This is a genomic window from Frigoribacterium salinisoli (assembly GCF_054781095.1).
This window is the reverse complement of record NZ_BAAGVB010000001.1, coordinates 788,152-809,249: the sequence shown is the minus strand read 5'-3', so window position 1 is coordinate 809,249 and position 21,098 is coordinate 788,152. Positions and strand designations below refer to the sequence as shown.

Sequence of the window (21,098 nt, the reverse complement as noted above, 5' to 3'; positions counted from 1 at the left end):
GCGTCAGGAGGGGTCCTCCGGGCGGGCCCCGAAGACGATGTCGTCCCAGCTCGGCATGGCGGTCCGACCGCGCCGCTTCGTCGCCGGTGCCGGCCGCTCCTCGGCGGGCCGGGCCTCCTGACGTCGGTCCTGGCGGGGCGGGGGCGTGCGCGACGCCATCGGCGGGCGGGTGCGCGACGCCTGCCGCTCGGGCGGCTGGGCGACCTCGTGCTCGTCGTCGGAGGCCTCCGGGGTGCGCCAGGCGTCGAGGGGCACGTCGACGACCCGGACGGTGCCCGGCGCCGGGTGCCGGGGGCGCAGGTCGGCGTCGGGCGCCGTGCGGGCCGCCTCGCGCTCGCCCCGGCGGCGGCGGAGGGCCTCGAGGAGGTCCTCGGTCTGGTCGTGCACGGGCCCCGGGGCGTCCGGGTCGCGGTTGACGGCGGCGAGCGACGCGGGGGAGCGGACGTCGCTGCGCTGGCGCTCCGGTGCCGCGTCGACGAAGGGGTCGAACGGCTCGGGCTCGAGCTCGAAGGCGCCGCTGTCGAAGCGCCCGGAGTCGTCGCCGCGGGCGGCCCGGTCGTCGTCCCCGACGGCGCGGAGGCGGGGCACGAGGGGACCGACGTCGGCCGAGTGCTGCGAGAGCACCTGCGCGTCGCCGGCCTGGGGCGCGAGGGAGGAGGTCTTCGGGTCGAACCGCCAGACGGCCTCGCGCTCGACCTCGCGCGTGACGTAGGCCACGCGGACGAGCCAGCCGTGCTCGGCGTCCTTGTAGGAGGACCAGGTTCGGTCGCTCGCCTCGGCCGCCGCGAGGCGTGCGTCGATGACGGCGCCGAAGGTGCCGCCCGTCGAGTCGGAGAGCACGGCGTCGGCCACCGTGACCGGGACGCCCCGCGCGGTCTGGAGCACGAACGACCGCTCGGCGAGCACAGGGCCCTCGAAGCGCCGGACCTGGTCGACGCTCGCCCCGGTGAGGGCGGCGACCTCCTCGGTCGTGCGGCCCGCGCGCACGAGCGCCTGGATCTGGCGCGGGGGCGCCTTGTGCTCGGTGACCGCGACCTCGCCGCCGGTCTGCCGCAGCTTCGACCGGAGCGCCTGGTCGACGGGCAGCCGGTACTCCTCACCGTCGTCGGTCGCGACGACGAGCGCCCCGTCCACCGGACGGACGACCCGGAGTTCTCGCATGGTGCCTCCACAAGCTCTTCGACAAGCGTCGCGCGTCGTGCGCGCGAGGCCTCGGCGCAAGGGTCGCACGGCGCGGCTCCCGGGCCCGGGAACACACCGGGCGCGCCGTGCGTTGGAGGGGGTGCGAGGGGCTCCGGGACCCGCTCCCGGAGGCCGTTCGAACGGGTTTGCGGTTTGTGGGCGACTGATGCAAACTGTGCCCGCCGATCACGGCGCACGAGTCCCTTCGGACACACGATCACCACAGAACTGGACGGGCATGGCCACCGATTACGACGCACCTCGCAAGAACGACGACGACGGCTCCGAGTCGATCGAGGCGCTCAAGGAGCGGGTCCCCGACAAGATGTCCGGCGTGGTGGACAACGACGACGCCGACAACCCCGGCAGCTTCGAGCTGGCCGGCCAGGACCTCTCCGACCTGGACCTCGACGTGGTCGTCCTGCCCCCGCAGGTCGACGAGTTCACCTGCGTGGAGTGCTTCCTCGTGAAGCACCGCTCGCAGCTCGACCACGAGACCAAGCTCGGCCCTATCTGCCGGGAGTGCGCCGCCTGAGGTCGTCGAGGGCCCGCACCAGCTCCTCCGGCCGACGGGTGGAGACGAGCCAGTAAGGAGCAGGGTCCGCCTCGTCGGTGAGCGCGACGCGCACCACCGGCGACACCCAACCACGGAAGAGGGTCCAGGCTCGCGCGTCGAGCCCGGGCCCTCGCTGCGTGGTGGCGTCGGCACCGCGGTGCGCCGTCGCCTCGCCGACCTCGGCCGGCAGGAGGCGCGCGGGACCGGCCCGGAAGCCCTCCTCGTCGACGACGAGCACCGGGCTCGAGGCCAGGAGCGCGACGACGACCGCGGCGTAGAGCGCGACGGCGACGACGACCCCCACGGGCACGCTGATCGGCACGAACACGAGGAGCGTGGCGGGCAGCAGCAGGGCGGTGGCGACAAAGAGGGCGATCGGGGGGAGCAGTCGCTCGCGGTAGGTCGGCATGGGACCATTCGACCAGACTTCCTGCACTACCCTCGACACGTGACCCAGACCCTCGACGTGCCGATCCTGGCCGACCAGGTCCCGACCTACGCGCACCCCGGCGACGCCGGTGCCGACCTCGTGTCCACCGAGGCGCTCGTCCTCCGCGCGGGGGAGCGCGCCCTCGTCGGGACGGGCGTCTCGATCGCCCTCCCCGAGGGGCACGCCGCCTTCGTCGTCCCCCGCAGCGGGCTGGCCGCCAAGCACGGCATCACCGTCGTGAACTCGCCCGGCACCGTCGACGCGGGCTACCGCGGCGAGATCAAGGTGACCCTGCTCAACACCGATCGCGCCGCCGACCACGAGATCGCCGTCGGCGACGCGATCGCCCAGCTCGTCGTCGTGCCCGTCGTCCGGGCCCGCTTCGTGCCCGTCGACGCGCTCCCCGAGAGCGCCCGCGGCACCGGCGGCTTCGGATCGACCGGCTACGCCCGTACCCACCAAGGAGCACCGTGAAGAAGCTGCAGCTGCGCCGCACCAAGCCGGCCGCCCCGGTCGAGCCCGACGCCGGCGTCGAGCCCTCCGAGGTCCCGATCGACGTCGAGCAGGCCGACGTCGACGACGTCACGGTCGACGTCGAGTCGCTCGAGCCCGCCGAGGCGGACGTCTTCGACGACTCCAAGTCGGCACCGGCCGACCGGGCCGAGGCCGGCCCGCTCGACGAGGCCGAGGCGAACCCGGTGCGTCCCTACGTCGACCTGGGCGGCGTGAAGATCCTGCCGCGCGAGGGCCTGCACCTGCGCCTCGAGGTGGAGGAGGGCAGCAAGCGCGTCGTGGCCGTCGGGCTCGACTTCGCCCGGTCCACGCTGCAGGTCCAGCCGTTCGCCGCGCCGCGCAGTGCGGGCCTCTGGAACGAGATCCGCGAGCAGATCGTGGAGCAGATCCACCGTCAGGGCGGCACGACCGCCGAGGTCGACGGCCCGTTCGGGCCCGAGGTGCGCGCCGAGATCCCGGTCATGGGCGGCGACACGACGACGAAGCGCGTGGCGCGGTTCATCGGCGTCGACGGACCGCGCTGGTTCCTCCGTGGCGTGATCGCCGGCCAGGCGACGGTCGACGCGGAGGCGGCGGAGAAGATCGAGGACCTCTTCCGCAGCGTCGTGGTCGTCCGGGGCACGACCCCCATGCCGCCGCGCGACCTCATCCCCCTCAGCATGCCGAAGGCCGCCGCCGGCGACGCCGGCACCGGGTCGACCGCGGTCTGAGGTCGCCGTGCCCGACGACGCCGCGACCGGGGAGGCCGGTCGCACGCCCGACGAGGACCCCGCCCTCTCGTTGACCGAGCAGCTGCGCACCGCCGCGAGGCGGGCGGGCATCGGCCAGGTCGCCCCGGGGGAGGTGCCGACGGCCGGCGCCCTGCTCTCGGCCATCGGCGGCGTGCGAGGGCTGGTCGAGTCGATCCTGCCCGGCTTCGTCTTCGTCGTCGTCTTCACCCTCACGCGGGAGCTCGCGCCCGCCGTGCTCGTCCCGCTCGGCGTCGCCCTCTGCTTCGTCGTCGCCCGCGCGGTGCAGCGCGGCCCGGTGGCGCAGGCCCTCGTGGGGGTCCTGGGCATCGCGGTCAGCGCGGCCCTGGCCCTGCTCACCGGACGGGCGGAGGACAACTTCGTCCCCGGGCTCCTCGTGAACGCCGTCAGCCTCACGGGCCTCCTGGTCAGCCTCGCCGTGCGCTGGCCCTTCGTCGGCGTCGTGGCCGGGCTGCTCACCAACGAGGGAACGGCCTGGCGGGAGGACCGCGCCAAGCGCCGGGTCCTCGTCCTGGCGACGTGGCTGTGGGCGGGCCTGTTCGCCGCGCGTCTCGCGGTCCAGCTGCCGCTCTACCTCGCCGGCGCGGTGACGCCCCTCGCGGCCGCCAAGCTCGTCATGGGCGTCCCGCTCTACGCCGCCCTGCTCTGGGTGACCTGGTTGCTGGTGCGCACGGTCTACCGGGGCCGCGCCGAGGCCGACGCACCGAGCGGTCGCGAGGCCTGACGCGCCTCCGGTGCTAGATTTGTCTCGACATCGAGACACATGCCAGGAGCCGGGCCGGGGTGCACTGCCGCACCCAGGGTCCCCTGACTGGCGCACGACCAGGTCCCCGGTCAAGATGGGGCGCAGTCAGCAAGGGAGACGGCACATGTCAGCGATCAACAGCTTCGGCTCGAAGGACGGTCTCAGGGTCGGGTCGACCGACTACGAGGTCTACCGCATCGACGCGGTGGACGGCTCGGAGCGGCTGCCCTTCAGCCTCAAGGTCCTGCTCGAGAACCTGCTCCGGACCGAGGACGGCGCGAACGTCACGGCCGAGCAGATCCGGGCCCTCGGCGGGTGGCGGCCCGAGGCGGACCCCGACACCGAGATCCAGTTCACCCCGGCGCGCGTGGTGATGCAGGACTTCACCGGCGTGCCCTGCATCGTCGACCTCGCGACCATGCGCGAGGCGGTCGCCGAGCTCGGGGGCGACCCGACGAGGATCAACCCGCTGGCCCCCGCCGAGCTGGTCATCGACCACTCCGTCATCGCCGACCTGTTCGGCTCCGCGAACGCCCTCGAGCGCAACGTCGAGATCGAGTACGAGCGCAACGGCGAGCGCTACCAGTTCCTCCGCTGGGGGCAGACGGCCTTCGAGGACTTCAAGGTCGTCCCGCCGGGCACCGGCATCGTGCACCAGGTCAACATCGAGTACCTGGCGCGCGTGACCTACGCGCGCGAGGTCGGCGGGGTGCTCCAGGCCTACCCCGACACGCTCGTCGGCACCGACTCCCACACGACGATGGTCAACGGGCTCGGCGTCCTCGGCTGGGGCGTCGGCGGCATCGAGGCCGAGGCGGCCATGCTCGGCCAGCCCGTGTCGATGCTCATCCCCAAGGTCGTGGGCTTCAAGCTCTCCGGCGCGATCCCCACGGGCGTCACGGCGACCGACGTCGTCCTCACCATCACGCAGGAGCTCCGCAAGCACGGCGTGGTCGGCAAGTTCGTCGAGTTCTACGGGGAGGGCGTCGCCGAGGTCCCGCTCGCGAACCGCGCCACGATCGGCAACATGAGCCCCGAGTTCGGCTCGACTGCCGCGATCTTCCCCATCGACGACGTGACCCTCGACTACCTGCGCCTCACGGGCCGCAGCGAGGAGCAGGTCGAGCTCGTCGAGGCCTACGCCAAGCTGCAGGGCCTCTGGCACGACCCGAGCGTCGAGCCCGCCTTCAGCGAGTACCTCGAGCTCGACCTCGCCACGGTCGTGCCCTCCATCGCCGGGCCCAAGCGCCCCCAGGACCGCATCGAGCTCACGGCCGCGAAGTCGCAGTTCGAGGTCGACCTCGAGCACTACGCGACCACGGACCACTCCGTGGTGGACGCCGCCGTCGAGGGCACCTTCCCGGCGTCCGACCCGATCGGCTTCACGGCGGAGGACGACGACCAGGACGCCGAGCACGTGCACTCGCACACCTCGCACGCGCCCGCCAGGGTCACGAAGCCGACGCAGGTCTCCCTGGAGGACGGCTCGTCCTTCACCCTCGACCACGGCGCCGTCGCCATCGCGGCGATCACGTCCTGCACGAACACGTCCAACCCGTCGGTGATGCTCGCCGCGGGGCTGCTGGCCCGCAACGCCAGCAAGAAGGGCCTCAAGGCCAAGCCGTGGGTGAAGACCACGCTGGCCCCCGGCTCCAAGGTCGTCACGGACTACTACGAGAAGGCCGGACTCACGACCTACCTCGAGGACCTCGGCTTCTACACGGTGGGCTACGGCTGCACCACCTGCATCGGCAACTCGGGCCCCCTCGAGGACGAGATCTCGGCGGCCGTCCAGGACGCCGACCTCGCCGTGACCGCGGTGCTCTCGGGCAACCGCAACTTCGAGGGCCGCATCAACCCCGACGTCAAGATGAACTACCTGGCGAGCCCGCCCCTGGTGATCGCCTACGCGCTGGCCGGGTCGATGAACTTCGACTTCGACCGGGACGCCCTCGGCACGGGCGAGGACGGCACCGACGTCTACCTGCGCGACATCTGGCCCGACGCGGCCGAGGTCCAGCAGACCATCGACTCGTCGATCGACACGGACATGTTCGTGCACGAGTACTCCGGCGTCTTCGACGGTGACGAGCGCTGGCGTTCGCTCCCCACGCCCACCGGTGCCACGTTCGAGTGGGACGCCGAGTCGACCTACGTGCGCAAGCCCCCGTACTTCGAGGGCATGACGCTCGAGACGACCCCCGTCACCGACATCTCGGGCGCGCGCGTGCTCGCGGCCCTCGGCGACTCGGTCACCACCGACCACATCAGCCCCGCGGGGTCGATCAAGGTCGACAGCCCCGCCGGCCGGTACCTCGACGAGCACGGGGTGGACCGCAAGGACTTCAACTCGTACGGCTCGCGCCGGGGCAACCACGAGGTGATGATCCGGGGCACCTTCGCGAACATCCGCCTGAAGAACCAGCTGCTGGACGGCGTCGAGGGCGGGTACACCCGCGACTTCACGCAGCCCGACGCCCCGCAGTCGTTCATCTTCGACGCGAGCACGCGCTACCAAGAGCAGGGCACGCCCCTGGTGATCCTCGGCGGCAAGGAGTACGGCTCGGGGTCGTCGCGCGACTGGGCGGCCAAGGGCACGAACCTCCTGGGCGTCAAGGCGGTCATCACCGAGAGCTTCGAACGGATCCACCGTTCGAACCTCATCGGCATGGGTGTCGTGCCGCTGCAGTTCCCCGAGGGCGAGAGCTGGGCGTCGCTCGGCCTCGACGGCACGGAGAGCATCAGCATCAGCGGGCTCGAGCAGCTCAACGAGGGCACGACGCCGCGCACCGTCCACGTCGTGGCCGAGCCGACCGAGCACTCGCGACCCGGAGCCTCGACGATCGAGTTCGACGCGGTCGTCCGCATCGACACCCCCGGCGAGGCGGACTACTACCGCAACGGCGGCATCCTGCAGTACGTGCTGCGCAGCCTCGTCTGAGGCCCGACCGGAGGCCCCCCGTCCGCGCCGCGCGGACCGGGGGCCTTCCCGGCGACGTCCGGGGGCGGTGCCTACACTGGGACCGGCTGCCTCCTGTCCAGTAGGCGGAAAGGAGCCACAGATGGCCATTCTCGAGACGATCCACGATCCGCGCGACCTCGACGCGCTCGACGGCGAGCAGATGGTCGAGCTGGCGGGCGAGATCCGGCGGTTCCTGGTCACCGAGGTGTCGAAGACCGGCGGCCACCTGGGGCCGAACCTCGGCGTCGTCGAGCTCACGCTCGCCCTGCACCGGGTGTTCCGTTCGCCGCACGACGCGTTCGTCTTCGACACGGGTCACCAGTCCTACGTGCACAAGCTGCTCACGGGGCGCCAGGACTTCAGCGGCCTCCGCCTCCGCGGTGGCCTCGCCGGCTACCCGCAGCGCCGCGAGTCCGAGCACGACATCGTCGAGTCGTCCCACGCGTCCAGCTCGCTCTCGTGGGCGGACGGCATCTCGCGCGGGTTCCAGCTCACGGGCCAGGCCGACCGCCACGTCGTCGCCGTCGTGGGCGACGGCGCCCTGACGGGCGGCATGACCTGGGAGGCCCTCAACAACATCAGTGACGACAACGGCCGTCGGCTCACGATCGTCGTCAACGACAACGGGCGCTCGTACGCGCCCACCATCGGCGGCATGGCGCGGTTCCTCAACACCGTCCGCACGCGCAGCACCTACCGCGACCTCCACCGGGGCAGCGAGCAGTTCTTCGGCCACCTCGGGCACCCCGGGCGGGCGCTCTACCGGGGGGTCCGCGGTGGGCTGCACGGGTTCCTGAGCCGCTTCACGAACAACGAGGCGCTCTACTCGAACCTCGACATCAAGTACATCGGGCCGATCGACGGGCACGACCAGGCGGCCATGGAAGAGGCGCTCAGCCAGGCACGCGACTACGGCGCGCCCGTGATCGTGCACGCCATCACCGAGAAGGGCCGCGGCTACGAGCCCGCGCGCGCCGACGTCGCGGACCAGTTCCACGCGGTCGGGCAGATCGACCCCGAGACGGGCGAACCGCTCGGGACGACCGCCGCCCGCTCGTGGACGAGCGTCTTCGCGGACGAGGTCCTCGCCATCGCCGACGACGACCCCTCCGTGGTGGGCATCACGGCGGCCATGCTCCGCCCGGTGGGCCTGCACAAGATGGCCGAGGCGCACCCGACGCGCGTGCTCGACGTGGGCATCGCGGAGCAGCACGCCGTGACGAGCGCGGCGGGGCTGGCCTTCGCGGGCCTGCACCCCGTCGTCGCCCTCTACGCCACCTTCGTCAACCGTGCCTTCGACCAGGTCCTCATGGACGTCGGCCTGCACCGGGCCGGCGTGACGTTCGTGCTCGACCGCGCCGGCGTCACGGGCCCGGACGGGCCCAGCCACCACGGCATGTGGGACCTCGCGATCCTCCAGGTCGTGCCGCACATCCGGTTGGCCGCGCCGCGCGACGCCAGTCGCCTCCGCGAGGAGCTCCGTGAGGCCGTCGCCGTGCAGGACGCCCCGACGGTGCTGCGCTTCTCGAAGGGCACCGTGGGCGCCGAGCACGAGGCCCTGGAGCGCCTGCACGACGGGGTCGACGTCCTGGCCCGCGGCGGGCGCCCCGACGTGCTGCTCGTCTGCGTGGGCCCCATGGCCACGACGGGCCTCGACGTCGCCGAGCGGCTCGCCGACCAGGGCATCGGCGCGACCGTCGTCGACCCCCGGTGGGTCGTGCCCGTCCCCGGTTCGATCATCGACCTCGCCCGCGAGCACCGTCTCGTCGTGACCATCGAGGACGGCGTCCGCGTGGGCGGCATCGGCACGCGCGTCCGCCAGGACCTCCGCCGCGCCGGCGTCGACACGGCGGTCACCGAGCTGGGCCTTCCGGACGAGTTCCTCGACCACGGCTCACGGGCCGAGATCCTCGAGGAGGTCGGCCTCACGCCCCAGCACATCGCCCGCGACGTCGTCGCGCAGGTCCTGGGCAGCAAGATCCCGGTGGCGCGGCCCCTCGAGGACGACGAGGCAGAGTCCCCGAGCGCGGAGGCGCGCCGCGACTGACCGGGTCGACGGGGCGGACGGGGCGTCCGCCTCCTGACCACCGGGGCCCCTGGCCGACGACGACGGCCCCCTCGCCGGTGCGAGGGGGCCGTCGTCGTCGGACCGTCAGCGGTCGACGCCGCGGACCAGGGGATCGTGGAACGGGCGCCCGCGGACCCGCTCGGAGGCCCCCACCCGGTCGAGGTAGGGCGTGACTCCGCCCATCTGGAACGGCCACCCGGCCCCGAGCACGAGGCAGAGGTCGACGTCCTCGGCGGCCGCGACGACGTGGTCGTCGAGCATGCGGCCGATCTCGTCGGCGAGGCCGTCCTCGACGCGGCGGCGCAGCTGGTCCTCGCTGAGGGCCGTGCCCCTGCCCGCCGCGAGCCGGACCGCCTCACGGTCGAAGCCCTTGCGCCGCCCCTTGGCGTCGCGCTCGAGGATCGATCCGTGCTCTGCGAGCCGGTGCAGGGCCTCGCTGCGGTGGAACCGGTCCGGGAAGGCCGCGTGGTGCGTGTCGAGCACGTGCGCGCCGACCGTGAGCCCGACGAGCTCGAGCAGCTCGAACGGCGTCATGGGCAGCCCGAAGGGTGCGAGGGACCGGTCGACGACCTCGAACGGCGTGCCCGTCTCGACCGCGTGCATGGCCTCGCCGAGCAGCCTCGCGAGCACGCGGTTGACGACGAAGCCGGGGGAGTCCGCGGTGATGACGGCGCTCTTGCGCAGCGCCTTCGCGGTGGCCATGGCCGTGCTCAGCGTGGCCTCGTCGGTGCTGCCTGTGCGGACGACCTCGACGAGCGGCATGACGGCCACGGGGTTGAAGAAGTGGAACCCCACGAGCCGGCCGGGGTGCGCCAGTCGGGCCCCGATCTCGGCGACCGACAGCGACGAGGTGTTCGTCGCGAGGACGGTCTCCTCGCCCACGACGGCCTCGACGTCGGCGAAGACCTGCTGCTTGACCTCGAGCTCCTCGAAGACGGCCTCGATGACCCAGTCGGCGTCGGCGAAGTCGGCGAGGTCCGTGGTGCCCACGACGAGCGCCTCGAGCCGGTTGGACTCGTCCGGGGAGATGCGCCCCTTCTCGGCCAGCGCGACGATCTCCGCGCGGATGCGCGACACGGCCGCGTCGACCCGGGCCTGGTCGAGGTCCGTGATGACCACCGGCACCTGCAGGCGGCGCACGAAGAGGAGCGCGAACTGGCTCGCCATGAGCCCGGCGCCCACGATGCCGACCTTGCCGATGCGCCGCGCGAGGTCGGGGGAGGGGGCTCCCGCCGGCTTCTTGGCGCGCTTCTGCACGAGGTCGAAGGCGTACATGCTCGCGCGGAACTGGTCGCCGGCCACGAGGTCGGCGAGGGCTTCGTCCTCGGCGGCGAAGCCCGTGGCGCGGTCGGTGCGCTTCGCGGCGGCGAGCAGGTCGAGGGCCGCGTAGGGCGCCTTCGCGACGGTGCCGAGGCGCTGCTCGAGCTGGCCCCGGGCGATCTTCACGGCAGCGTCCCACTTGACGGCCCGCTCGAGGCGACCGGGGGCGTGGGGCCGCTCGACGCGGACCCTCCCGGTGACGACGTCGTCGGCCCAGCGGATGGAGTCCTCCAGGAAGGCCGTCGCGTCGAAGACGACGTCGACGATGCCGAGCTCGGCGGCCCGGGCGGGCTTCAGCGTGCGGTTGTTCTTCAGCGGGTTCGAGACGACCACCTCGAGGGCGCCCTCGATGCCGATGAGGTTGGGCAGCAACCAGGCCCCGCCCCACCCGGGCACGATGCCGAGGAACACCTCGGGCAGCGCCAGCGCGGCGGCCGAGGAGTCGAGGGTGCGGTGGTCGGCGTGCAGGGCGATCTCGAGCCCCCCGCCGAGGGCGAGGCCGTTGACGAAGGCGAACGTCGGCACCCCCGCGTCGTGCAGCTTGCCGAGCACCGCGTGGCCCAGCCGGGCCAGCTCGAGGGCGACGTCGCGGCTGGGGATCTGGCCGACCTTGCTGAGGTCGGCGCCGGCCGCGAGGACGTACGGCTTGCCGGTCACGGCGAGGGCCGCGATCTCGCCCCGGGCCGCGCGGGCCCGTTGGGCGTCGAGGGCGTCGCCGAGCTCGTGCAACGAGACCGGCCCGAGCGTGTTCGGTCGCGTGTGGTCGCGTCCGTTGTCGAGGGTCACGAGCGCGAGCACGCCCCCGGAGGGGAGCGGCACGTCGGTGACCGTCGCGTGCGTCACGACCTCGTCGGCGGAGAGCTCGAGGAGTGCGTCGGTGGAGGTGGTCACTTGCGGCCTGCCTTCTTCGTCCAGTGCGGGTTCTCCCAGATGACGCTCCCGCCCTGCCCGAGGCCGACGCACATCGCGGTGAGGCCGTAGCGCACCTCCGGGTGCTGCTCGAACTGGCGCGCCAGCTGGATCATGAGGCGGACGCCCGAGGACGCGAGCGGGTGGCCGACGGCGATGGCACCGCCCCAGGGGTTGACGCGGGCGTCGTCGTCGTCGATGCCGAAGTGGTCGAGGAACGACAGCACCTGCACGGCGAAGGCCTCGTTCAGCTCGAACAGCCCGATGTCGTCGATGCCGAGCCCTGCCTTGCGCAGCGCCTTCTCGGTCGAGGGCACCGGACCGAGGCCCATGACCTCGGGCTCGACGCCGGCGAACGCGAAGCTCACCAGGCGCATCTTGACGCCGAGGCCGAGCTCGCGGGCGGCGTCGGCGCTGGCCAGGAGGCTCACCGTGGCCCCGTCGTTGAGCCCGGAGGAGTTGCCCGCGGTGACCCGGCCGTGCGGTCGGAAGGGGGTCCGGAGGCCGGCGAGGCCCTCGAGGGTCGTATCCGGTCGGGGCGCCTCGTCACGGGTCGCCAGGCCCCAGCCCGTCCCCGTGCGGATGGCGACGGGGACGAGATCGGGCTGGATGTGGCCCGCCTCGTAGGCCGCGGCCAGCTTCTGCTGCGAGCGGAGCGCGTAGCGGTCGCTGCGCTCCTTCGTCAGCTGCGGGAACCGGTCGTGGATGCGCTCCGCCGTGGCGCCCATGTTGAGGGCGTCCCCGCCGACGAGCTTCTCGGCGACGAAGCGGGGGTTCGGGTCGGCGTCGAAGCCCATCGGGTGCCGTCCCATGTGCTCGACGCCGCCGGCGATCGCGACGTCGTAGGCGCCGAAGGCGATGCCCCCGGCCAGGGTCGTGACGCTCGTCATGGCACCCGCGCACATCCTGTCGATGGCGAAGCCCGGCACGCTGCGGGGCAGTCCCGCCAGCAGGGCGGTCGTGCGGCCCAGCGTCAGGCCCTGGTCGCCGGTCTGGGTCGTCGCCGCGACGGCGACGTCGTCCACGCGGTCGGGGGGCAGCGACGGGTTGCGGTCCAGGAGGCCCTTCATGGCCTTGACGACGAGGTCGTCGGCCCTGGTCCCCCAGTACATGCCCTTCTCGCCCGCTCGCCCGAAGGGGGTGCGGACCCCGTCGACGAAGACGACTTCTGTTCTCTCGGCCACGTTGCCTCCAGTGCTCGGAACGCTCCGATCCTAGGGAGGCCGCCCCCTCGGGGAGGGATCGTCCGTGGGTTCCTACGAAGCGGCGGCGGCCTCGGCAGGAGGCGCTTGGCGGGCCTCGACAAACGCCTGGGCGATCTCGATGGCGGTCGCCCGGACCTGCCAGGGTCGGGCCCCCAGGCGCAGGAGGGCCGTGGCGACCTCGCCGGGGCCGGAGGGCGAGGGCGCGTCCCAGCACACGCGGCGCAGGTGCTCGGGGGTGAGCAGGTTCTCGACGGGGACGTCGAGGCCCTCCGCCACGGCGGCGACGCGGGGCCGGGCGGCCTTGTAGCGGGCGTCGGCCTCGGGCGCCTTGTCCGCCCACGAACGGGGCGGGGGCAGGGCGTCGGACGACGGACCACGGCTCGACGGCAGGTCGCTGGTCGCGAGCCCGCGCTCGACGGCGGCCCACCACCGGTCCAGCTCGCTGCGGCTGGCCCGACCCACGAACTCCTTGAGGCCGGCCAGGGCCCGCTTGTCGCCGGGCAGCGCCTTGGCGGCGGCGACGAGCGAGCCGTCGGGGACGAGCCGGCCCGGCGCCGTGTCGACCTCGCGGGCGTACTCGTCGCGGGCGAGCCAGAGCTCGCGAGCGACCGCGAGGCCGCGGCCGCCCCGGACGGTGTGCAGGCCGTTGAGCTTGCGCCACGGGTCGACGCGCGCCGGCTTGGCCTCCTTCGCGAGGGTCGCGGCGAACTCCTCCCGGGCGATGGCGAGCTTGCCGGCCTCGTCGAGGACGCGCTCCATCTCGTCGCGCAGGTCGACGAGCAGCTCGACGTCGAGCGCCGCGTAGACGAGCCAGCTCTGCGGGAGCGGCCGCGTGGACCAGTCCGCCGCGCTGTGCTCCTTCGCCAGGTGCACGCCGAGCAGCTGCTCGACCACCGCGCCGAGGCCGACCTTGGGCATCCCCGCGATGCGGGCCCCGAGCTCGGTGTCGAAGATGCGCTCGGGGTCGAGGCCGACCTCGCGCAGGCAGGCCAGGTCCTGGCTGGCGGCGTGGAGCACCCACTCCTCGCGACCCACGGCCTCCTGCAGCTCGTCGAAGCGGCCGATCGCGGGCGGGTCGAAGAGGAACAGCCCGGCGCCCCGCCGGAAGACCTGGATGAGATAGGCGCGCTGCGAGTAGCGGTAGCCGGAGGCGCGCTCGGCGTCGATCGAGATCGGGCCCTCGCCGGCACGGAGCACCTCGACGGCGGCGAGGTAGCCCTCGCGGTCGGCGATGACGTCGACCTCGCCGTGGACGGAGTCCGCGGTGCGGACGACGGGATCGACGGACACGGCGTCGGAGGGGCTAGGCACGACCGACCCTCCTCGAGGCCAGGAGGGTCACGCCCTCGACGGTGGGTGGCAGTCCGGCGAGCGTGCAGACGAGCTCGCTCCACGCCTCGACGTGGGGCGCGAGCTCGGTCGACGTCGGGCTCCAGGAGGCGCGCAGCTCGAGCTGAGCGCCGTCGCCCTGGTCGGCGAGCTCGCCGTAGCCGGTGGACAGGATCTTGGTGGCCGTGCCGGAGGGCACCGCGTAGCGTGCGCCGCGGGCGTCGAGCGAGTCGACGAGCCAGCTCCAGGCGACGTCGGCCACGAACGGGTCGAGGGCGAGCTCGGTCTCGAGCGGTGCCTGCGCGTAGGCCACGACGCGGAGGGGGCCGCCCCAGGCCTCGGGCTCGGCGTCGTCCCAGAGGAGGACGAAGCGGCCGGTCCCCAGGTCGGCGTCGGCGCGGCCGGAGGCGCCCACGACGTCGCCCGCGAGGGCCAGCGCGTGCACGGCCAGGCCGCCGGGTGCGGGGATCTCGGTGACGCTCAGCTCGTCGCGCGCGGTGGCGCGTCGGAGGCTGTCCACGGCCGCCGCGAACTCGGCGGGGAAGGGCGTCGACCCTGGTTCGTTGGACACCCCAGCAGACTAGGCTCGAAGCAGATGCACAGGCGGGCGGCACGCCGGGACCCCGGCACCCGCGTCCGCGCGGCAGGCCCGCGACGCGTGCGGCAGCGCCGTAGTACGCCCGTGCCCGACGACGACCGGAGCCGCCCGTGGCCGACACCGCCGCCCGCACCGACCGATCCCGCCCGCTGCTCGTGCTGGGGCTGACCCTCGGCGGCGTCGCCGTGACGGCCCTCGGCGCCCTCGCCGTGGGCGTGGTCGCGGGCGCCCGCCTCATCGTCACGCCCGCTCGTCGACGCTCCGACGACGTGCGCGTGCTCTCGGTGGCGGCCGACGGGGCCGCCGTGACGCTGAGCAGCGACGCGGACACGCGGCTCCCCGGGCGCTACAGCTTCTGGTTCGACCGGGGCCGTGGCCACGCCCGCCTCGGCGAGGTGCTCCGCGACGACGGCCGCCGGGTCGAGCGCGTCGTCGAGCGGGTCACCGCCGGCGACCTCCGCACGGCCCGCTCCGGGCGGCTCGGGGGCTGGTGGTGGCTCGACCCGGGCGACGCCGGCCTGCCCTTCGACGAGGTGACCGTGCCCACGCCCCACGGGGGTGCGCCGGCCTGGGTCGTGCCCGCGCGCGAGAGCGACGCCGACAGCGGCGACCTGCAGGGCGGGCGCTGGATGATCGCCGTCCACGGACGCGGCGTCACCCGCGCCGAGACGCTCCGCACCGTGCCGCCCTTCCGCGACGCCGGCTGGTCGTCGCTCGTCGTCTCGTACCGGAACGACGGCGAGGCACCCCGCTCGCCCGACGGCCGCTACGCCCTGGGCGACGAGGAGTGGGAGGACGTCGAGGCGGCCCTGCGCTGGGTCGCCGACCGCGGTGCCACGGACGTCGTGCTCGTCGGGTGGTCGATGGGCGGCGCGACGGTCCTGCAGGCGGCGACCCGGGCCTCCGGCCGCGAGCTCGTGACGGGGATCGTGCTCGAGTCGCCCGTCGTCGACTGGCGGACCACCCTCCGGGCGCAGGGCGACGCCATGCACCTGCCGCGGCCCGTGCAGGAGGTCGTGCTGCGCGTCCTCGCCTCGCCCCTGCTCAGCCGGGTCAGCGGTCGTCGCGCGCCCATCGACCTCGACCGTCTCGACCTCGTGGCGCACGCCGACCGGCTGTCGGTCCCCGTCCTCCTGCTGCACAGCGACGACGACGGATTCGTCCCCTCGACCGCGTCGCACGCCCTGGCCGCGGCCCGCCCGGACCTCGTGCAGCTCGAGGTGTTCACGGTCGCACGGCACACCAAGCTCTGGAACCTCGACCCCGAGCGCTTCGACCGGGCGATCAGCGGGTGGCTGGCCCGCCTCGCACCGTCCAGCGCGCGTAGAGGGCCGAGTCGGCGTCCCTGAGCAGCTGCACCAGCTCCAGGTGGGAGGCGTCGAACCGCTCGCTGCCTAGGGCGGGCAGGCCGCTCCCGACGACGACCGGTGACGTCGTGAGGCAGAGCTCGTCGACGAGGCCGTCACGGAGCAGCTGCCCGGCGAGCGACGGCCCGCCCTCGCAGACGAGGGAGCGGTGGCCGCGCTCGCGCAGGAGGGCGACCACGGCGGACGGTTCCAGGCGCCCGGAGCCGTCGTCGGGCAGGGCGACGACGGTCGCGAGCTCGGCGACCGCCGGGCCCAGGGCCGCCCGTGCCGTGGCGACCGCGGCCTCCGGGCACACGACGACGACGCGGTCGGCCCGCTCGGGATCGAGCCGGTGCCCGCTGAGGTCGCCGCTCGCCGTGAGCACGACGAGCGCCGCCGACCGGGGCACCCGGTACCCCTCGGCCCGGACGCTCGCCGCCCCGACCAGCACGGCGTCCGCGAGGTCCCGGACGGCCGCGAGCACGGCCCGGTCGACCGGGTTGCTGAGGCTGTCGGACGTCCCGTCGCCCCCGGCGGCGTCCCCGCTGACCGCGGCGACGAGGTTGAGGCGCAGCCACTCGCCCGCAGGAGGCGCGTACCGCCTCCGCAGCTCGGCCCGGCCCGCGTCCGTGGCCGCGTCGAGCGGGGCGGCTCCGGCGGGGAGCAGCGACTCGAGGATCACGCGCCGGCGAGCCGGGCGCGCACCTGGCGCTTGACCCGGGCGAGCATGCCCGTCATGCCGCGGATGCGCAGCGGGCTCACCGCCTCCGTGAGCCCCAGCGTCTGGGGGTAGTCGTCGGGGACGGCGTCGAGCACCTGCTCGGGCGTGAGGCCGTCGAGGCCCTGGGCGAGGATCGAGGCGAACCCCCGCGTGGTCGGCGCCTCGCGGGGCGCCGTCGCGTGCACGCCCACGACGCCCTCCGTCACCTCGACGAAGAGGTACACGGGGGACTGGCACTCCTCGACGCGCTCCAGCAGGTCGGGGTGGTCGGCGTAGCGGGCCGGCAGCTCGGGCAGCTCGCCCGAGAACTCGAGCAGCAGCTGGAGGCGGTCCTTGAGCCCGAGGGCGAGGAACTCGTCGCGGATCTCGGCCAGGGAGGCGGGGAGGACGGTCGCGTCGGTCACCGGGCCGGCACCTCGCCCGGCTCGGTGCCCTGGACGATCGGGACGCGGACGGCGCTGCCCCACTCGGTCCAGGAGCCGTCGTAGTTGCGGACGCGCTCGAAGCCCATCAGGTGGTGCAGCACGAACCAGGTGTGGCTCGACCGCTCGCCGATGCGGCAGTACGCGACGACGTCGTCGCCGTCGCGGAGGCCCGCGCCCTCGCGGTAGACGGCGTCGAGGTCGGCGATCGGGCGGAAGGTGCCGTCCTCGGCCGCGGCCCGGGCCCACGGCACGTTCTGCGCGCTGGGGATGTGCCCGGCGCGCAGGGCGCCCTCCTCCGGGTAGGCCGGTGCCGTGGTGCGCGCACCGCTGTACTCCTCGGGGGAGCGCACGTCGACGAGGGGGTTCCCGAGGTGCGCGAGGACGTCCTCCTTGAAGGCGCGGATCGACTCGTCGCGACGCTCGACCACCGGGTAGTCGGCGCGGGCGACGACGGGCTCGTCGGTGGTCAGCTCGCGGCCCTCGGCCTGCCACGCCGCGCGGCCGCCGTCGAGCAGGCGGACGTCCTCGTGGCCGAAGAGGGAGAAGACCCACAGGGCGTACGCCGCCCACCAGTTGCTCTTGTCGCCGTAGACGACGATCGTGCTGTCGCGGGCGACGCCCCTGCTCGACATGAGCTCGGCGAAGGCCTCCGGCCCGATGTAGTCGCGCTGCACCGGGTCGTTGAGGTCGACGTGCCAGTCGACCTTCACCGCGCCGGGGACGTGCCCGGTCTCGTAGAGGAGGACGTCCTCGTCGGACTCGACCACCACGAGGCCCGGTTCGCCGAGGTGCTCGGCGAGCCACTCGGTGCTCACGAGGCGCTCGGGGTGCGCGTACTCGGAGAAGCGGGGCGACGGGTCGGGGGCGACGGGCATGCTGGTCCTCACTGGTGCGGTCCCCGGGCTGGTCCCGGGGGCGGTCGGTGCGGCACGGTCGACGTAGACTCGGCCGTGCCGTGCCCGTCGAGGGTACGCAGCCTCGCTGCGAGCCGCCCGCGCACGGACCACCCTGACACAGACCAGCGACCGGTCGCCCGGCCGCCCGAGCCCGACGAGGCCGCCCGATGCCGTCCGACCCCCGCAGCACGGTGCTGTCGCTCACCGACCGCCAGCCCACCATCACGGGCGCCGAGATCGTCGCGCACCTCGTCCCGCCCCGTCAGTTCGAGCAGGCCTCGGTCGAGACCTACCGGCCCGACGACGACTTCCCGTCGCAGCAGGAGGCGCGCGACGCGGTCGCGGCGTTCGGGGCCGGAGGCGCCGGGCCCGCCCGTCGCGGCCTGTTCCGCCGGCGCGCGGCCGGCCCCGACCTCCTGCCCGGCCTGTACCTCGACGGCGGGTTCGGCGTCGGCAAGACGCACCTGCTGGCCGCCCTGTGGCACCGGACGCCCGGTCGCCGCTACTTCGGCACGTTCATCGAGTACACGGCCCTCGTGGGCGCCGTCGGGTACCAGGGGGCCGCCGACCAGCTGCGCGGTGCGTCGCTCGTCTGCATCGACGAGTTCGAGCTGGACGACCCTGGCGACACCATGATGATGACCCGCCTGCTGGGCGAGCTGGCGGACGGAGGCACCCGCATCGCCGCGACGTCGAACACGCCCCCGGCCGCGCTCGGGGAGGGCCGGTTCGCCGCCGCGGACTTCCTCCGCGAGATCCAGGGCCTGTCGGACCGCTTCACCACCCTCCGCATCGACGGGCACGACTACCGCCGGCGGGAGACGAGCGCCTCGGCCCGCGTCGTCGACGACCTCGACGCCGCGGTGGCGGGGGAGCGGGGCACCGTCGCGCTCGACGACTTCGCCGCCGTCGTGCAGCACCTGGGGACCGTCCACCCCAGCCGGTACGTGAAGCTGCTGGACGGGCTCGACGTCGTCGCCCTCCGCGACGTGGCGCCGCTCGCCGACCAGACGAGCGCGCTGCGCCTCGTCGCGTTCGTCGACCGCCTCTACGACGCCCAGGTCAAGGTCGTCGCCTCGGGCACGCCGCTCGACCAGGTCTTCGGCGACGACATGCTCGCCGGCGGTTACCGCAAGAAGTACCTGCGGGCCGTCTCGAGGCTCGTGGCCCTCACGTCGCTCTGAGGGCGCAGCGCGCACGGTGCGGTGCGCCCGACGTCGGTAACACGCTGTTCACACCGGGTGCCATCTCGTTACGTCGCCGAAACAGGGGCGACCGGGCGGTGAAACGTCCCCTCGCGACACTGGTCCCGCACCTCAGGCACCACCGGGCACGCGCGGCGACGCGGCCGGGGCCGGGGTGCCTCCCCGGCACAGCACTCGAGAGGTGACCTCACCATGGACCAGGGCAACACCGCCTTCATCTTGATCGCCGCAGCACTCGTGCTGCTCATGACCCCAGGACTCGCCTTCTTCTACGGCGGGCTCGTCAAGGCGAAGAGCGTCATCAGCATGATGATGCTCAGCTTCGGGGCCATGGCCCTCATCGGCGTCCTCTGGGTGCTCTACGGCTACGCGATCGCCTTCTCCAACGGCCCGGACGGTCCTGCGGCGTCGCCCAGCTTCGTCGGCATCGACGGCGTGTTCGGCATCGACCCCAGCGCCCTGGGCCTGCAGCAGCTCTACGTCGACGCGGTCGCCGGTGGCGACGCCGCGTACCCGACCATGGCCTTCGCCGCCTTCCAGGCCACCTTCGCGATCCTCACCGTCGCACTCATCTCGGGTGCCATCGCCGACCGCGCCAAGTTCGGCGCCTGGATGGTCTTCGCCGGCGTCTGGGCGACGGTCGTCTACTTCCCGGTCGCGAGCTGGGTCTTCAACTTCACGCTCGGCGACGACGGCTCGGTCGTCGACGGCGGATGGATCGCCCAGCTGGGTGCCATCGACTTCGCCGGTGGCACCGCGGTGCACATCAACGCCGGTGCGGCGGCCCTCGCCCTGGCGCTCGTGCTCGGCAAGCGCGTCGGCTTCGCCAAGGGCGCCGACAAGCCCCACAACCCGCCCTTCGTCCTCCTGGGCGCCGGCCTCCTCTGGTTCGGCTGGTTCGGCTTCAACGCCGGTTCCGAGCTCGCCGCCGACGGCATCGCCGCGGTCGCCTTCATCAACACGATCGGCGCTCCCGCCGCCGCGATCATCGGCTGGCTCGTCGTCGAGAAGGTCAAGGACGGCAAGGCCACGTCGGTCGGTGCCGCCTCGGGCGCCGTCGCCGGCCTCGTCGCCATCACCCCCGCCTGCGCCTCGCTCACGCCCGGCTGGTCCCTCGTCCTGGGTCTCGTCGCCGGTGCCGTCTGCGCCCTCGCGATCGACCTCAAGTTCCGCCTCGGCTTCGACGACTCGCTCGACGTCGTGGGCATCCACCTCGTCGGCGGCCTCATCGGCACGCTCTACCTCGGCATCTTCGCCCGCGACACCGGCCTGATCTACTCGGGCTCGTTCGAGCAGCTGGGCATCCAGGCCCTCGCCGCCGTGGCCGTGCTGGTCTACTCGTTCGTCCTGGCCTTCCTCATCGGCCTGGCCGTCGAGAAGACCATCGGGTTCCGCGTCAAGAACGAGGACGAGGTCGCCGGCATCGACCTCGCGATCCACGGCGAGGCCGGGTACGTGCTGGAGAACAGCCGCCACTGACCCGTCGCGCACCGTCGAGGGCCCCGACCACCCGGTCGGGGCCCTCCGTCGTCCCCGGACCGCGTCGGGCCTCCTGCCGGCTCTCCGCCTGTCGGCGCCCCGAGTGCTCCTCGTCGCTCGCCCCGGGGGACGTCCGGTCTCCTGGGACGTCTCCGCACCGCTGCCGTCCTCCGGCCGACAAGGCGACCGCCGGGGCAGGTGGGGCGTCCTCCTGGGGCTCGGGTGCGGCGTGTCGGTCCGGCGCTGTCGCGTTCGGCGCTCGGCGACCGCACGAGGTGCGGGCCGGCAGGAGGTGCGGGCCGGCAGGAGGCGCGGGGTGGCGTCGCGGATCGGCAGGAGGCCACGACGGGGTGCGGGGAGGTCGGGTGCGGGGCGGAGCGGACCAGGGCGGTGGTCCGTCAGGTGGTGGTCAGCGGCGCGACGTGCCGGGGAACGACGAAGGCCCCCGGAGAACCGGGGG

Annotated in this window: 18 protein-coding genes; 9 read left to right on the top strand and 9 right to left on the bottom strand. The window is 73.7% G+C overall.

Annotated features, from left to right (window positions below):
* Window positions 1-3: 3 nt before the first annotated feature.
* Window positions 4-1,161 carry a septation protein SepH gene (gene sepH, locus ACYVHQ_RS03825; RefSeq protein ID WP_460510804.1) on the bottom strand — a complete coding sequence of 386 codons (1,158 nt, stop codon included), beginning with the start codon at window positions 1,159-1,161 and terminating at the stop codon, window positions 4-6.
* Between the two features lie 259 nt (window positions 1,162-1,420).
* Between sepH and ACYVHQ_RS03820 the strand changes: the two genes are divergently transcribed.
* Complete coding sequence (locus ACYVHQ_RS03820; RefSeq protein WP_460510803.1) at window positions 1,421-1,717, top strand: DUF4193 domain-containing protein; 297 nt, start codon at window positions 1,421-1,423, stop codon at window positions 1,715-1,717.
* On the opposite strand, the gene ACYVHQ_RS03815 is transcribed toward ACYVHQ_RS03820, so the two are convergent.
* Entirely contained in the window at window positions 1,692-2,147 is a 456-nt protein-coding gene (locus ACYVHQ_RS03815) for a DUF3093 domain-containing protein (protein WP_460510802.1), read from the bottom strand. The two genes, ACYVHQ_RS03820 and ACYVHQ_RS03815, sit on opposite strands and share 26 nt — an antisense overlap.
* 39 nt (window positions 2,148-2,186) lie before the next feature.
* On the opposite strand from ACYVHQ_RS03815, the gene dut reads away from it, so the two are divergent.
* The 5 genes from dut to dxs all read left to right on the top strand — a co-directional run bounded on the left by dut (window position 2,187) and on the right by dxs (window position 9,184).
* Window positions 2,187-2,642 carry a dUTP diphosphatase gene (gene dut, locus ACYVHQ_RS03810; protein WP_460510801.1) on the top strand — a complete coding sequence of 152 codons (456 nt, stop codon included), beginning with the start codon at window positions 2,187-2,189 and terminating at the stop codon, window positions 2,640-2,642.
* Between the two features lie 77 nt (window positions 2,643-2,719).
* Window positions 2,720-3,391: a DUF3710 domain-containing protein gene (locus tag ACYVHQ_RS03805; protein WP_460511234.1), complete on the top strand. Its 672-nt coding sequence runs from the start codon at window positions 2,720-2,722 to the stop codon at window positions 3,389-3,391.
* A 7-nt stretch (window positions 3,392-3,398) separates the two neighbouring features.
* Window positions 3,399-4,154, top strand: a complete 756-nt coding sequence (locus ACYVHQ_RS03800) for a DUF3159 domain-containing protein (RefSeq protein ID WP_460510800.1) — start codon at window positions 3,399-3,401, stop codon at window positions 4,152-4,154.
* Window positions 4,155-4,299: 145 nt separating this feature from the next.
* Window positions 4,300-7,116 carry an aconitate hydratase AcnA gene (gene acnA / locus ACYVHQ_RS03795; RefSeq protein ID WP_460510799.1) on the top strand — a complete coding sequence of 939 codons (2,817 nt, stop codon included), beginning with the start codon at window positions 4,300-4,302 and terminating at the stop codon, window positions 7,114-7,116.
* A 121-nt stretch (window positions 7,117-7,237) separates the two neighbouring features.
* Entirely contained in the window at window positions 7,238-9,184 is a 1,947-nt protein-coding gene (dxs, locus tag ACYVHQ_RS03790; RefSeq protein WP_460510798.1) for a 1-deoxy-D-xylulose-5-phosphate synthase, read from the top strand.
* Window positions 9,185-9,289: 105 nt separating this feature from the next.
* Here dxs and ACYVHQ_RS03785 read toward each other — a convergent pair whose 3' ends face one another.
* The 4 genes from ACYVHQ_RS03785 to ACYVHQ_RS03770 form a co-directional block, all read right to left on the bottom strand.
* A complete protein-coding gene (locus ACYVHQ_RS03785; protein WP_460510797.1) occupies window positions 9,290-11,416 on the bottom strand; it encodes a 3-hydroxyacyl-CoA dehydrogenase NAD-binding domain-containing protein in 2,127 nt (708 codons plus the stop codon).
* On the bottom strand, window positions 11,413-12,618 hold the full coding sequence (locus tag ACYVHQ_RS03780; protein ID WP_460510796.1) for a thiolase family protein: 1,206 nt from the start codon (window positions 12,616-12,618) through the stop codon (window positions 11,413-11,415). Before ACYVHQ_RS03780 ends, ACYVHQ_RS03785 begins: the two co-directional genes overlap by 4 nt.
* 72 nt (window positions 12,619-12,690) lie before the next feature.
* On the bottom strand, window positions 12,691-13,950 hold the full coding sequence (locus ACYVHQ_RS03775; protein ID WP_460510795.1) for an HRDC domain-containing protein: 1,260 nt from the start codon (window positions 13,948-13,950) through the stop codon (window positions 12,691-12,693).
* On the bottom strand, window positions 13,943-14,539 hold the full coding sequence (locus tag ACYVHQ_RS03770; RefSeq protein ID WP_460510794.1) for a DUF3000 domain-containing protein: 597 nt from the start codon (window positions 14,537-14,539) through the stop codon (window positions 13,943-13,945). Before ACYVHQ_RS03770 ends, ACYVHQ_RS03775 begins: the two co-directional genes overlap by 8 nt.
* Window positions 14,540-14,676: 137 nt before the next feature.
* Between ACYVHQ_RS03770 and ACYVHQ_RS03765 the strand changes: the two genes are divergently transcribed.
* Entirely contained in the window at window positions 14,677-15,915 is a 1,239-nt protein-coding gene (locus ACYVHQ_RS03765) for an alpha/beta hydrolase family protein (protein WP_460510793.1), read from the top strand.
* On the opposite strand, the gene ACYVHQ_RS03760 is transcribed toward ACYVHQ_RS03765, so the two are convergent.
* From ACYVHQ_RS03760 to ACYVHQ_RS03750, 3 genes are read right to left on the bottom strand one after another with little or no spacing between them, the layout of a single operon-like run.
* Window positions 15,851-16,594: a dihydrofolate reductase family protein gene (locus tag ACYVHQ_RS03760; RefSeq protein ID WP_460510792.1), complete on the bottom strand. Its 744-nt coding sequence runs from the start codon at window positions 16,592-16,594 to the stop codon at window positions 15,851-15,853. The genes ACYVHQ_RS03765 and ACYVHQ_RS03760 overlap by 65 nt on opposite strands.
* Window positions 16,591-17,037, bottom strand: a complete 447-nt coding sequence (locus tag ACYVHQ_RS03755; RefSeq protein WP_460510791.1) for a SufE family protein — start codon at window positions 17,035-17,037, stop codon at window positions 16,591-16,593. The genes ACYVHQ_RS03760 and ACYVHQ_RS03755 overlap by 4 nt, the downstream gene beginning before the upstream one ends.
* A complete protein-coding gene (locus ACYVHQ_RS03750; RefSeq protein WP_460510790.1) occupies window positions 17,034-17,933 on the bottom strand; it encodes a sulfurtransferase in 900 nt (299 codons plus the stop codon). Before ACYVHQ_RS03750 ends, ACYVHQ_RS03755 begins: the two co-directional genes overlap by 4 nt.
* Window positions 17,934-18,121: 188 nt before the next feature.
* On the opposite strand from ACYVHQ_RS03750, the gene zapE reads away from it, so the two are divergent.
* Window positions 18,122-19,138, top strand: a complete 1,017-nt coding sequence (zapE, locus tag ACYVHQ_RS03745) for a cell division protein ZapE (RefSeq protein ID WP_460510789.1) — start codon at window positions 18,122-18,124, stop codon at window positions 19,136-19,138.
* A 213-nt stretch (window positions 19,139-19,351) separates the two neighbouring features.
* Window positions 19,352-20,638, top strand: coding sequence for an ammonium transporter (locus tag ACYVHQ_RS03740; RefSeq protein ID WP_460510788.1), 1,287 nt, complete (start codon window positions 19,352-19,354; stop codon window positions 20,636-20,638).
* Window positions 20,639-21,098 lie beyond the last annotated feature (460 nt).